The following is a 13,946-nucleotide window of genomic DNA, read 5'->3' as shown; positions in this document are numbered from 1 at the left end:
AGCTCCTGATAAATGCCTGCTTAGGTGCGTTCCAAACAACTGTTTTTCTAACAGACGTATCATTGCTGGCCTTCCCACATCATTAGCGCCGCTAGTAGTACGGCAAGCATCATCATTAAACCGCTAGTATGGTGACGCAACCAGGACTCCCCCGACAATAGCCGAGTTAAATGGCCCATCAACGTCTCTTCGGCTTTTTGAGCGGTTACCACGCTTGCCGATTTCAGTCGGCCGCAGCCGTGACCCAAAGCCCGGATAGGCACCAGCACAGCGCCAATAACAAATGCATAGAGCCACCATAGATCGCCCGCGGGAAGCGTTTTGCCCTTCAATGGGCGCGTTAGGAACCACCCCACCACCGCGAGCAGTACGCCTACCGGAAATGGCCACATGATCCCCTGCCACTCTTTCAGCGGCGGCATCTCGATGCTGCCAGCAGGCAGGGGAAGCCAAAGCGGCGTCAACAACGCTGCGATGATGGCCACTAACCAGGCGCCCCTCTGCTCTAGGTTGCTGCCCCCTTTATGACGTTGCTGCCACTGTCGCCAGAGGGCAACGCTCACCAGCGCCGCAGTGCCCACAGCGGCCCAACTGAGCAGCTTGATCAGCGACTCATGGTGCATTTCATAGAGCGGACCTTTCACTCCCCACTTGCTAACCATGCCCGCGCCGATAGCGCCCGACAGCGATATACCGGGCAGCGCTAGCAGTGCCCATATCAATGGTAGCGGCCAGCGCGGTAAATGCTCGCTGATACTGGTGCCCATAAACAGCGAGCCTTTTGCCAGCGCGTGATGAGCAGCAAACAGCACTAAACCTGGCCACAGCAGCGGCCATACGTCTGGCGCGACCAATCCCATCGCCACCAGGGCGGTCATCATGCCCATCTGGCTAATACTGGAGTAGGCCAATACGGCTTTTGGATGGCGCTGAAAGACGCCATACAGCGCGGCGCCAAATGCTGCCGCCAAGCCTACGATCAACATACCGTTGCCAAACTGGGCTAGCGGTTCTGACACTTGCTCATTACCTAATGGCAGTACACTAATCCAGCCTAGCAACCCGGCCTTAATCATCGCCCCGCTCAGCACGGCACTGGCTGGCGCAGGCGCTACCGGATGCGCCAACGGCAGCCATACATGCAAACCGATTACGCCTGCTTTTACGCCAAACCCCAAACACAGCAAGGCGGCCATCCAGGCGCCATGCTCGGCGACCAGGATGCCCTCACGCACACCTTGTAACAAAAGCGTGTCGGCCTCTCCTGCCGCCCATAAAAACCCACCTAAAATGAGCCCTTCACCAACGACGGCTAATATCAAATAAGCCTTGGCACCCAGCTTGGCCTCGTCTGTACCGCTATGTACCACCAAGGCGTAGGCGGCGAAGGTCATCAGCGCAAAACCTAAATAGAAACTGGCGATATCCTGGGCAATGACCAGCAGCACGTTGCCCAGCAGGGTTAATGGCCACAGCACCGAAAGCCTTAGCAAGCGCCGCTGTGCGTCCTGATCCCCCGCTTGGGCCTTCTCCTGCTCCGCCGCAAAATAGCCTCTGGCATGAAGGGCGGCGATGCTCCAAAGCAACGCAGTAAATGCAAGCCATGGTCGGCTTAGCGAGTTTAGCTCCCATTCGCCACCCAGCATCCAGGCATCGATTGTCCAGTGCGCCTCCCCGCCATAGGCCAACAATAGCGCTGGCCAAGCAGCGCTTAGCCATAACACTGAAAAATAGCCCCGCTGTGCGGCGGGGGTACGGTAGGCATTCCACACCGCGCCACCCGCAACGCCAAGCGGCCAAAGCAGTGCCAACACCAGCAGCAATGTCATCATGGCAGATACTCCCCGGACGCCACGCGAGCGGCCCAATCCAAGGGGCTAAAGGGGAGCCCGGCAAATAACCCCGCGCCCAGGCTGACCATAGCGGTAAACACCATGGGCCAAAGCAGCCAGCCATGGGTTTCTAAACGGCCTAAACGCTGCTCTTTGGGCCAACTGCCTTTGCCATGGGATGGCCCCAGTCGAAACCACAAGCGGTGTACAATCGGCAAAAAGTAGATGGCGTTGAGCGTGCTGCTCGCTACCAATACGGCAACGACCCAGTACATTTCGGCCTGAATCGCACCGACTCCGAGATACCACTTGGTAATAAACCCAGCCACGGGAGGTAGGCCAATCATGCCTAACGCGCCAATGGTGAACGCAATGCTGGTCAGTGGCATACGCTTACCGGCACCATCCATTTCGTCAATGCGATGGATCCCCAACTCTTCGGCGTAGTTACCGGCACAGAAGAACAGCGTGACCTTCATTAAACCCTGGTGAAGCAAGTGTGCTAGCGCCCCGACAGTACCAAAAGGGCCAAACAGGCCTATCCCAAGAATGATGTAGGAGACTTGGCTGACGGTAGAAAACGCCAGACGTGGTTTCAATTCCTCCTGGGCAATCGCCCTTAAAGAACCGTAAATAATCGTGATGGACGCTGCCACTGCCAACACGGTAATCACACCCAGCTCTACGCTCAGCTCAATACCGTAGAGGTCGTAAACAACCCGCAGAATGCCGAAAGCCCCCGCCTTAACCACCGCCACCGCATGCAACAGCGCACTCACTGGCGCAGGCGCCACCATCGCTCTCGGTAGCCATCCATGCAGTGGCACCATGGCAGCCTTTACCGCAAGCCCACCTACTAACAGGGTAAATATCAGCGTTAGCAGTCCACGATGATCGTTTAAATAGTCGCCCAAGCCCTCTTCAGAAGAGAACGATTGGTCCCCTGTCAGGGTATACAGCAGCACCGCAGCCAGCAGCAGTACCACGCCCGCGCTTAGCGTGTAGCGCAAATAGACGCGTCCTGCATTGAGGGCTTGCTGCGTACCGTTGTGCACCACCAACGGGTAGGTGGAGAGCGTCAACATTTCGTAGAAAATCAGAAAGGTAAACAGGTTATCAGCCAGCGCAATACCGATCGTGCTGGCGACGCAGAGGCTGAAGAAGCCAAAGAAACGCTTTCGATTAGCAGAACCTTCCAGGTAACCAATGGCGTAAATGGTGGTACATAGCCACAGCAGCGATGACAGCCCGGCAAACATCACCCCTAGTGCATCGGTACGCAGTACGAAATCAAGGCCACCAATGACTTGAAAGCTAAAAATGTCTTCATGCCCGGCGGCGACCCGCCTGACCATCAGGGTGACTAGAATAATCTTAAACACCGCTGCCACGAGGTTAATGGTCGTACGGAGCCGCCTAGCCTCTTCAGGCAGTGTAAAAATAGTCACGGCGACCAGCAACGAAGTGGCCAAAGCGGTTAACGGTAACCACGCGGCGTTCATGGGCTTCCTCCATGCATCAATTCCAGCGGAAAATGTGCTAGTAGCCCAAGCGCGAAAGCAGTTAATGCGAGAGACAGTGCAATGAAGTCCATACCCGGCGCCAACGGCTGATACCGATGGCGCGGCGCCGTCTCATCAAAGGAGTAGCGAAACATGCGAAAAATATAGGCTGCAGTCAGCAGCGTACCGGTTAATAGCGCTGCCACCGCCCACCACTGCTCAGTAATGATCATCGCCTGAAGCAGCATCCACTTAGCCGTGAAGCCAGCACTCGGTGGCAGGCCCATTAGGGTGATCGAGGCAATGCCAAACACTAATAGTGAAAGCGGCAAACGGCGACTGGTGCCGGCCAACCCTTTAAGCGTGCTCTCGCCAGTGGCCAATATCAGGTTGCCAGCAGCCATGAACATAGCCGCTTTGGCAAAGGCATGACCCATTAATTGCAGCCAAAAACCCTCCCAAGCCAAGGCACGCGGTAACGGTGCGATATCCGGCCCCAGTAACAGAGGGAAAGCCACCATCAGATAGCCCAACTGCGCAACGGTTGAGGAAGCGACCAAGGTTTTAAGCGAGTCTGTTCGCCAAGCCAACAGCCCACCCCATACGATCGCCAACATGCCCAACCAGGCGATCACACGCGGAGCGAAGAACGTATCCGGCAGCAGGATGCTCCAGAGCTGCAGCAGCATGAACAGCGATGCCTTGATCACCAGTGCGGCATGCAGCGAGCTCACCGGTGTCCAGGCATTCTCGTGCACGGGGGTCAGCCACGCATGTAAGGGAAATAGTGCAGCTTTTAAAGCAAGCCCGGCGCCTATTAGCGCGGCGGCGAACCATGCAACTGGACCTGGCTCTACTACCTCGGCTAAGCCCTGCAAATCCAACCGCCCCCAGTGGCCTAAAATCAGCGCCACGCCGAGCAGGTAAGTGAGCGACCCGACCAGTGCCAAGAGTAAATAGCGCATCCCCGCCACGATGGCTGGAACTTTCCCTGAAAGCATCAACATGCCCACCGCTGCCAGTCCCATTAACTCCAGGGCGATATACAGGGTGAGCAAGTCGGTGGCTAACCAAATTAACGAAAGCGCACTCAACAAAACGCCCATCAAAGGCCATAGCCAGCGTGCCAGCGGCCCGGTTTCGCTCAGTCGTAAATAGCCAGGGGTATAAAGCGCCGCAGCAACGCCGATCAACTGTGTTGTTAATAGCAGCAGCACACTCAGCCCGTTTAAGCGTAGCGACAGGTGAATACCGGCCACTTCCCACTGCCAGCGCAGTAGCCCCGCCTGTTCAAAGGCAGCCAGCAGCATCACTCCAGACGCCAATACTGGCAGGCTAGCGAGCACAACGGGAAAGGCACGCTTAGGGGGAAACAGGGCGGCTAACAGACCCAAAAGCAGCGGCAAACCCAAGGCGCCTATTAGTGCCCAGTGGGTGCTGAAAAGAGGTTCAAAAGTGCTATCGAAGAGACCAAACCGCCAGATCATGAAGTGCGCTCCTTGAGGGCGCCGTCACGCCCCAAGGCCTTGACCCCTTCCAGATGTAACAACTGCCTTATCAACAGTGCTCCAAGCATCGACCCCAGCCACGCAACAAGAAGCCCCACGCTGATCAACGCTTGGGCAGCCGCAGAGGTGCCCGCCACGCCAGCCAGCAGCATAAACACCCCAGAGCCAAGAATATTGAACGCCAGCAAACGGCGCAGCAGATGACGATGCAACGCAAACGCCCCCAAGGCACTGGCCGCAATCAACACGCCCGCTAAAAGCAACGGATGCTCCGAAGGTGAATACACCATGTCGGCGATGACATAACGAATAGCCGCGCCGACCATGACAAACCAAGCCAGCGCCAACACTACGCGCATGGCCACCCGTGACCAAGGCTCATTGAATGTATCGTGTTTAAGAGGCGATGAAGCGCCAGGAGAAAGATGCCCCAGCGCATAGAAAAAGCAGGGGCCCGTCAGCATTACTCCCAACAACAGCTCTGCCGCTGCCAGCCAGGGCGCATCAAGTTGCCACCAAGCCAACACCATCGAGACTGCAAACACGACGAAGAAACAACAGGCGCGAATCAGATGGCGATCAAACAGGCACACAAACGCCGACCCCGTTAAACACAGCGCCAGCAGCACTTCTATTGCGTCAAAGGAAGCTATCATTCGTTTTCGCTACATCCTTGCATCGGTCACGAATAAGCGCTCAGCTTAGGCGAGTACTTAGCCACTTTCCAATATCGTTAACCTGCTGCGGGCAGAGCGCATGCGCCATGGGGTATTGGCGATAATTGACCGCGTAGCCCATCGCTTTTAGGCGATCGGCGCCGCTGCGGCCCAGGCTCTCGGGCACAATCGGATCAAAATTACCGTGCTGCACTTCCACCGGAATCTGACGATTGGCTTCTGCGAGAACGATATTGTCTGCTGTCGCAAAGTAGGTCGACATCGCTAAGAGTCCGCCCAGCGGCGCGGGAAAAGTAAGCGCTGCGTGATAGGCAACCGCGCCCCCTTGTGAAAAACCCGCCACAATAATGCGCTGGCTGTCGATACCCTGGTCGATTTGCTCTTGGATCAGCGCCTGGATTCGTTCAGCAGATTTCTTAAGCTGGCTCTCGTCTACCCTGCGCCCCAAATCCATGGCAAGAATATCGTACCAAGCGGGCATCACCATGCCGCCATTAATCGTCACCGGCAGGCGCGGTGCATGGGGCATAATAAAGCGCACATGTGCCGATTTGGGCAACCCTAACGCCGGCACCAGCGGTTCAAAATCGTGACCGTCCGCACCTAAGCCGTGAATAATAAACACACACGCATCGGCGGGTTGACCATCTTTCGGTTCAATAATCAGTTCGCCAGGAGCAGTCATGAAATCGTATTCCTTATCTAAAAAGCGCCACCCTAGCGCAAACCAGCGTTTACCGCGAGCGGCAGTCCGCTTAAAAAAATGCGTTCTCAACTTAAAAGGGCCACACCAGGGGAATCAAGAGTAGCGCTATCGCGCCGGTCAGTATATTCAAACCGCTCCCCAGACGAAGAAAATCGCTGACCCGATAGCCGCCGGGGCCATACACCATCAGATTGGTTTGATAGCCGATAGGGGTTAAAAAGCTCGCCGAAGCGGCAAACATGACCGCCACTACATAGGGCATTGGGCTAACGCCCAAACTTTCTGCGGCACTCATCACCACTGGGAAAATAATCACCGCTGCTGCGTTATTGGTCACCAGCTCCGTGAGTAGCACGACCACGCAATAGGTGCCGATCAACAGCAGTAAAGGATTCCCCGCCACAAAAGTGAGTACCCCACCCGCCATCGCTTGCGCAGCACCGGAGCTCTGCAGCGCGGCACCCACACCAAAAGAAGCAGCAATCGTAAGTAGCACCTGTGTATCCAGGCCGCGCTTGGCTGCCCCCACAGAGCAACACCCCGTAAGAAGCGCTAATGCCGCCCCTAACATGGCGGCGTTGAGCATACTCAGTACGCCTAAGGCAGCGAGTAGCACGGCCCCTAACAGCAGGCCCCATGCTAGCGGTGCTTTTTCGTGTATGGGCCGGGCGGCGCCATTCAGCTCGCTAATCAATAAGAAGTCGCGTGACTGACGATGACGCTCAATAAACGGTGGTCGTGCTTCCAGCAGCAGAACGTCTGCAGGCTGTAACCGCACTTGGCCCAGGTTGCCTTTCACGCGCTCGCCACCTCGGCAGATCGCCAGCACCGCCGCCCCATACAAGGTTCTGAAGTGGCCGTCGCGAATACGCTGACCGATAAACTGGCACTGATTAGAAACCACCGCCTCAACCAAACGGCGCTCCTTGAACTCTTTCTCCAGACTGGACGTATCATCCCGTGAAGGAATCAAACCACGAATTTGCTGCAACTCCACTGCGGCATCGGAGGTCCCCGCAAACACCAGCCGGTCACCGCCTTTTAACTGTTCACCAGGGCCAACCACACTCACCACGTTGCCTGCGCGCTCAATTTCAACCAGAAACAGCTCCTGTAAGTGGCGCAGTCCCGCTTCTTCAACGCTGCGGTCAACCAGCACGCCCGCCGGGTCGACCTCCATTTCAATGGTGAACTCGCGGGGGTTGGCGAACGCATTGGCCACCCCTTCTCGGGAAGGCAGTAAACGCGGCCCAAGTACGATCAGATAAACCAGCCCCACCACTGCCACAGGAATACCCACCCAGGCTAAATCTAACAGCCCCATACCCAGTTCGGGGTAGCGTTCTAACAACAGCCCATGCACCACTAAATTAGTGCTGGTACCAAATAAAGTAATCGTCCCGCCTAGAATAGACGCAAAACTAAGCGGCATCAGGAGTCGCTGGGGAGATAATCGCAGCCTACGACTCCAGCTCATGACGGCAGGAATGTAGGTGGCGACCACGGGCGTATTATTAACAAAGGCGCTGAGTGTCGCGACGGGTAGTAGTAGGCGGATGAGCGCACCTCTTTCTTTAACAGGGCGTCCAAGCACATAGCGGATAATCAGATCGATACCGCCAGTTTCACGAATGCTGGCTACCAGCACATACATAAAGGCAACGGTAAACAGACCGCTATTGGAAAAGCCTCCCAGCGCCTGCTGTGGGTCAATCACACCCAGCGTCATCAACACAATCACCGCGCCCAGCAGAATGATATCCGGCCCTAGACGTGAAAACGCCATGAGCGGAAAAATGGTCAGCACCACCGTGACTGCAATCCAAGCATCAACCGACATCACCACAACACCCTCAATAAATAAACATGAGGTATTGTGAGGCCAGCTTCATATTCTAAAAAGTTATTTTTAGAAACATTTAAAGATCAAAATGGAATATATAAATGTGAGGTGTGAGGTGTGAGGTGTGAGGTGTGAGGTGTGAGGTGTGAGGTGTGAGGTGTGAGGTGTGAGGTGTGAGGTGTGAGGTGTGAGGTAGGTATCGTTGCACTCAATCGTATAAATACAAAAAACCCCGCACTTGGCGAGGTTCTTTGGTCAATCAACGCTAGGCGGTGATTGCTAACATCTCAATATTTAAGAATTAACTTAAACAACTTTGATGTTAGAAGCCTGAAGGCCTTTTTTACCCTGGGTGACGTCGAAGGAAACCTTCTGGCCGTCTTGCAGAGATTTGAAACCTTCAGACTGAATTTCAGAGAAATGCGCGAACAAGTCGTCGCCATTGTCGTCAGGAGAAATGAAGCCGAAGCCTTTAGTGTCGTTAAACCACTTAACTGTGCCAGTTGCCATGATCGAAATCCTCGATGTAGCTAATTAAATCCGGGAAATACCCGAAGTGCAGTGGGTAGAACAAGAAACCTTCACCAGATTTAACGCTTGAGGCGCTTCTATGCTGCTGACAACGTTCGACTTGCTAACCAACTGGGGTCATTTTGCGCCTAACCCGCGTGCGCGTCAACACACTTATAATCACGGCTATGCTGGCTCGTGTGACGGTATGTTGGCCGATCATTGAGCGCGCTCAGCAAGGAGCCAACCGGCTGCTTTCTCCGCAATCATCAGCGTGGGTGAGTTGGTATTGCCACTGGTAATCGTCGGCATAATACTCGCATCAGCCACACGTAGCCCGCTAATGCCATGTACTCGCAGCCGACTATCGACTACGGCCATGGCGTCATCTTCACGGCCCATTTTGGCAGTGCCAACAGGATGAAAAATCGTCGTGCCTATATCCCCCGCCAGCCGGGTTAGCTCGTCATCGGTTTGGTACTCAACACCGGGCTTCACTTCTTCTGGAGCGTACTTGGCAAACGCGGTCTGTTCGGCGATCCGCCGGGTGACACGCAGAGAATCCGCGGCCACCTTTCGATCCTCGGGTGTGCTCAGGTAATTGGGCGAAATAGCCGGTGCCTGTCGGGGGTCGCTGCTTTTTAGCCGCACCGTGCCACGACTGGTCGGATTCAAGTTACACACGCTAGCGGTAATCGCCGGGTACGGGTGCAGTGGTTGGCCAAAAGCCTCCAGGCTCAGCGGTTGCACATGGTATTGAATATTGGGGTACGTTTGTTCCTTAGAGCTGCGGGTAAATGCCCCTAACTGTGAAGGCGCCATACTCATAGGCCCAGAGCGCTTAAGCAGGTACTCCAAGCCAATCCCCGCTTTACCTAACAGGGTGCTTGCAATGGCATTCAGGGTTTTGCCATTGGTGATTTTATATATCGAGCGAATCTGCAGATGATCCTGCAGGTTCTCCCCCACCCCGGGCAATTCATGCACTAACTCAACGCCATGTTCGTCTAGCAATCCCCCCGACCCTATGCCGGAAAGCTGAAGTAGATGCGGCGTACCAATAGCGCCTGCGCACAGCACCACCTCGCCGCTCACCATGGCACGCTGCACCTGACCATTCCGCTCCACCTCCACACCTGCGCAGCGCAGCGCCTCCCCACGCTTTTCAAATAGCAGTCGATTGACCTGAGTGGAGTGCCAGAGCGTTAAGTTGTCGCGCTTCAGCGCGGGACGTAAAAACGCCTTGGCTGTATTCCAGCGCCAGCCCGAGCGCTGATTTACTTCAAAATAGGCCACGCCTTCGTTAGAACCACGGTTAAAGTCCTCGGTACGCGGAATGCCTGCCTGGACGGCAGCCTCGGCAAAATCATCCAGCACCTGCCATTTGAGGCGCTGCTTTTCAATCCGCCATTCGCCACCGTGGCCGTGGAAATCTCGATGCTTCGCATCGGCATCACCGCCGCCGTCAAGACGATAGTGATCTTCGTGCTTGATGAAATCGGGTAAGCAGTTCTCCCACCTCCAGGCATCGTCGCCCGCCACCTCAGCCCAGTGGTCGTAATCCCGGGCCTGCCCACGCATGTAAATCATGCCATTGATGCTGGAACAGCCGCCCAGCGTCTTGCCCCGCGGATAGATCAACGAGCGGCCGTTAAGGCCTTTGTCGGGTTCAGTCCGAAACAGCCAGTCGGTACGTGGGTTATTGATGCAGTAGAGGTAGCCCACCGGAATATGAATCCAGTGGTAATTATCGCGCCCGCCCGCCTCTATCAGCAGTACACGGTGGTTGGGGTCGGCACTCAGCCGATTCGCTAGCAGGCACCCGGCGGTGCCTGCTCCCACCACGATATAGTCAAACTCTAAACCCGCATTCGGCGCTGCTTGTGATTGTTGTTGAGCCATTATTGTTATCTCCGCTGAGCTTACTTCGCGGTCGGCATGACGAACTCAGCACCGGCATCAATTGAGTCCGACCAGCGCTGCATAATTGATTTCTGCTTGGTGTAAAAACGCACGCCCTCTTCACCGTAGGCATGAGTATCGCCAAACAAGGAGCGCTTCCAGCCGCCAAAGCCGTGCCACGCCATCGGCACCGGGATAGGCACATTGATCCCCACCATGCCAACCTGAATACGGCGACCAAACTCCCGCGCCACCGTACCGCTTTCAGTGAAGCAACTGACGCCGTTGCCAAACTCGTGATCGTTAATCAACTGGATCGCGGTGGCGATATCCGGCACTCGCACACAGACCAATACGGGGCCAAAGATCTCCTCTTTATAGATCGTCATCTCGGGGGTAACGTTGTCGAACAGCGTGCCGCCCATCCAGAAGCCTTCGGCGCAGCTCTCACCCGCCGCAGAGGCCTCAAAGGTGCGGCCATCGACGACCAGTTCAGCGCCTTCCGCCACGCCTTTTTCGATATAGGCGGTAATCCGCTGGTGGGCTTGGCGGGTCACAATGGGGCCCATTTCCGCATCAAGATGCATACCGTCTTTTACTTTTAGCGCTTTAGCCCGCTCAGCCAGTGCCGGGACGACTTTATCCGCCACGTCGCCGACCAACACCGCCACACTAATCGCCATGCAACGCTCACCGGCAGAGCCGTAGGCGGCGCCGATCAGCGCATCGACTGCTTTATCAAGGTGGGCATCCGGCATCACCACCATGTGATTTTTAGCCCCGCCGAGCGCTTGAATACGCTTGCCATTTCGTGCGCCGCGCTCGTAGATCAAATTGGCAATCGGCGTAGAACCCACAAACGACAACGCCTTAACGTGCGGATGGTCGAGCAGCGCTTCCACCGAATCCTTGTCGCCCTGGACGACGTTGAAAACGCCGTCGGGCAGACCCGCCTGCTTTAGCAGATCGGCCATCAACAGTGAGGCGCTTGGGTCAAGCGGGCTTGGCTTCAAGATAAACGTATTACCCGCCGCAATGGCGAGTGGGAACATCCACATCGGCACCATGGCCGGGAAATTAAATGGCGTTATACCCGCGACCACGCCTAGGGGCTGGCGCATCGTCCAGTTATCGATGCCGGTACTTACCTGCTCGGTATAGTCACCCTTGAGCAACTGGGGAATTCCGCAAGCAAACTCGACAATATCAATACCGCGTGCCACTTCACCCTGGGCATCGGTAAATACTTTACCGTGCTCTTTGGTAATCGCTTCGGCTAGCTCGTCTTTGTGAACATTTAACAGCTCTAGAAACTTGAACATCACACGGGCACGGCGAATGGGCGGTGTGTCGGCCCAGGCCGGAAAGGCAGCTTGAGCCGCTTCAACGGCGGTGTTCACATCTTTTGATGAAGCGAGCGATACACGGCCAGTCACGCTACCGGTGGCGGGGTTAAAAACGTCCTGCGAGTTTGAAGACTCGCCAGCGGTGACCTGGCCATTAATAAAGTGCTGAATCGCTGTTGTTGTCATGGGAGTACCTATTTTAAGAGCGTGGTTTTAAGAGCATATGTTAAATGCTTACGAAAAAGAGCCTGCGTTTAGCCTAGCCTACTGGGCGCTGGGAACAGATCAATTGAGTTATTTAAAAGCCAGTTATAAGCTTTGCTAATATCATTGGCATGCGTTGAGGCCCATCATGCAAGACTACGCGACACTCCGCGCCTTCGTGGCCGTTGCAAGAACGGGCAGCGTCTCGCGCGCCGCTGAACAGTTACATTTGACGCAACCTGCGATCAGCCTAAAGTTGAAGCAGTTACAGGCCAATTTAGGTCTCACGCTGTTTAGTCGCCGCCCCCAGGGCCTAGCGCTGACATCCGATGGCCATGCCCTGCTCCCAGCCGCTGAAAAAGCTCTGGCCAGCGCCCAGGCGTTTGAGCAAACCGCTGGAACGCTGCACAGCACGCTACGCGGCAAGCTCTCCATTGGCACCATCGTTGACCCGGAATTTCTTCGGTTAGGCGCCTTTTTAAGTCGCCTGATGGCACGGGCACCTCAATTAGAAACCGAACTGCAGCATGGAATGAGCGGCAGCGTGCTAAACCGCATCGCACAGGGTGACCTGGATGTCGGCTTTTATCTGGCACCACCTGGTGAAGGCCCTGGATTGAACCAGGGCCATGAGGCACTGGCTTGGCGCGAACTGACCCACTTTGATTATCATGTGATTGCCCCTGCGGGCTGGGAAAACCGACTCATTGATACCCGCTGGGAGCACTTAGCCACGCTGCCCTGGATTGTGACGCCACAGGATTCCGCCCACCATCGGCTGCTGAAGCAAGCACTCGCCAAGAGCGGCGCAGTGCCTAACCGGGTAGCCCAGGTTGACCAAGAAGCCTGTATGTTGGATTTGGTCCGCGCAGGCGTTGGCTTAAGCTTGGCCCGCGACGCCCTGGCAATGACTGAGCGCCAAGAGAGTGGCCTGGCAGTTGCAGACAACATCCGCCTGCCCTGCGCATTAAGCTTTGTATGGCGACACGACAGCACTGCCGAATCGACCGTGAACGCTGCACTCAACACGCTGGACGAAGTATGGCCACATCGCTTGAGCTAGGTTGTCAGAAAAGGGTTGTAAGGAAAGGGAACGCCAAGCCACTAATCGACTCAACATAAACGATGACTCGCCACCGCCACTGGAGTGCTTGCAATGACCCGATTGTCCCTTCTTCGTCCATTCACGCTTAGCGTGTTGGCTGCCGCTGGTCTCGCCAGCACTTCGCTTCAAGCTCAGGCCACTCAAGCGGAGGCCACGTTTGCAGGCGGCTGCTTCTGGTGTATGGAACCCCCTTACGACAACCAACCCGGTGTTAACGCCACCATCTCCGGCTATATCGGCGGCGAACTCGAGAACCCCACTTACGAGGATATCTCCAGGGGTGGTACGGGGCATGCGGAGGTTGTGCAAATCGAATATGACTCAGAGCAGATCAGCTACGAGCAATTGTTGGATATTTTCTGGCGCAACATCGACCCCTTCGCGGTAGATCGTCAGTTTTGCGATGTGGGCGATCAATACCGCTCGGCAATTTTCTATCACGACGAAAGCCAGCGTGAACTCGCCGAAGCCTCCAAAGCGGAAATGGAAGAACGCTTCGACCGGGAAATCGCCACCCAAATAGTACCGGCCACCACCTTCTGGGCGGCCGAGGAGTACCACCAGGATTATTATCAAAAGAACCCCGTTCGCTATAAATTCTATCGCTTCAGCTGTGGGCGCGATGGACGCCTGGAAGAGGTGTGGGGCGAAGAAGCTGGTGGGCCTATGTTTGAATAAACAACTTCTTTAGCATTTTGCAACTTTCTACTTTGATAGCCGCAGCAGCTTATTAGTAGTAAGCATCATAATATGAAGCCCACAGATCAAAAGTCTGTGGGCTTCATTAAACGCTACTACGTTTTCGTGGAAA

At 55.5% G+C, this 13,946-nt stretch carries 11 protein-coding genes; 2 read left to right on the top strand and 9 right to left on the bottom strand.

The window, feature by feature from the left end; all coding sequences use genetic code 11:
- Positions 1-59: 59 nt before the first annotated feature.
- The 9 genes from V8L70_RS00670 to V8L70_RS00630 all read right to left on the bottom strand — a co-directional run bounded on the left by V8L70_RS00670 (position 60) and on the right by V8L70_RS00630 (position 12,012).
- Positions 60-1,832, bottom strand: coding sequence for a complex I subunit 5 family protein (locus V8L70_RS00670; protein ID WP_101147734.1), 1,773 nt, complete (start codon positions 1,830-1,832; stop codon positions 60-62).
- A complete protein-coding gene (locus V8L70_RS00665; protein ID WP_101147733.1) occupies positions 1,829-3,334 on the bottom strand; it encodes a complex I subunit 5 family protein in 1,506 nt (501 codons plus the stop codon). The genes V8L70_RS00670 and V8L70_RS00665 overlap by 4 nt, the downstream gene beginning before the upstream one ends.
- On the bottom strand, positions 3,331-4,821 hold the full coding sequence (locus V8L70_RS00660) for a complex I subunit 5 family protein (protein ID WP_101147732.1): 1,491 nt from the start codon (positions 4,819-4,821) through the stop codon (positions 3,331-3,333). Before V8L70_RS00660 ends, V8L70_RS00665 begins: the two co-directional genes overlap by 4 nt.
- Entirely contained in the window at positions 4,818-5,498 is a 681-nt protein-coding gene (locus tag V8L70_RS00655) for a hydrogenase subunit MbhD domain-containing protein (protein WP_101147731.1), read from the bottom strand. The genes V8L70_RS00660 and V8L70_RS00655 overlap by 4 nt, the downstream gene beginning before the upstream one ends.
- Positions 5,499-5,538: 40 nt before the next feature.
- A complete protein-coding gene (locus V8L70_RS00650) occupies positions 5,539-6,204 on the bottom strand; it encodes an alpha/beta hydrolase (protein WP_101147730.1) in 666 nt (221 codons plus the stop codon).
- 91 nt (positions 6,205-6,295) lie between these two features.
- Complete coding sequence (locus V8L70_RS00645; protein ID WP_101147729.1) at positions 6,296-8,065, bottom strand: SLC13 family permease; 1,770 nt, start codon at positions 8,063-8,065, stop codon at positions 6,296-6,298.
- A 309-nt stretch (positions 8,066-8,374) separates the two neighbouring features.
- The gene (locus V8L70_RS00640) at positions 8,375-8,578 is read right to left on the bottom strand and encodes a cold-shock protein (protein WP_008958127.1); all 204 of its coding nucleotides are present in this window, start codon (positions 8,576-8,578) and stop codon (positions 8,375-8,377) included.
- Between the two features lie 219 nt (positions 8,579-8,797).
- The gene (locus tag V8L70_RS00635) at positions 8,798-10,480 is read right to left on the bottom strand and encodes a GMC family oxidoreductase (RefSeq protein ID WP_101147727.1); all 1,683 of its coding nucleotides are present in this window, start codon (positions 10,478-10,480) and stop codon (positions 8,798-8,800) included.
- Positions 10,481-10,500: 20 nt separating this feature from the next.
- Positions 10,501-12,012: a CoA-acylating methylmalonate-semialdehyde dehydrogenase gene (locus tag V8L70_RS00630; RefSeq protein WP_101147726.1), complete on the bottom strand. Its 1,512-nt coding sequence runs from the start codon at positions 12,010-12,012 to the stop codon at positions 10,501-10,503.
- Between the two features lie 166 nt (positions 12,013-12,178).
- On the opposite strand from V8L70_RS00630, the gene V8L70_RS00625 reads away from it, so the two are divergent.
- Both V8L70_RS00625 and msrA read left to right on the top strand, forming a co-directional pair.
- Positions 12,179-13,093 (top strand): LysR family transcriptional regulator, encoded by a 915-nt coding sequence (locus V8L70_RS00625; RefSeq protein ID WP_101147725.1) that lies wholly within the window; start codon positions 12,179-12,181, stop codon positions 13,091-13,093.
- Between the two features lie 93 nt (positions 13,094-13,186).
- The gene (gene msrA / locus V8L70_RS00620) at positions 13,187-13,813 is read left to right on the top strand and encodes a peptide-methionine (S)-S-oxide reductase MsrA (RefSeq protein ID WP_101147724.1); all 627 of its coding nucleotides are present in this window, start codon (positions 13,187-13,189) and stop codon (positions 13,811-13,813) included.
- Positions 13,814-13,946 lie beyond the last annotated feature (133 nt).

Origin of the sequence: Vreelandella arctica, assembly GCF_037070215.1 — a bacterium.
Taxonomy (GTDB): domain Bacteria; phylum Pseudomonadota; class Gammaproteobacteria; order Pseudomonadales; family Halomonadaceae; genus Vreelandella; species Vreelandella arctica.
The sequence above is the reverse complement of the archived record's forward strand: the minus strand, read 5'-3'. Positions and strand labels throughout refer to the sequence as shown.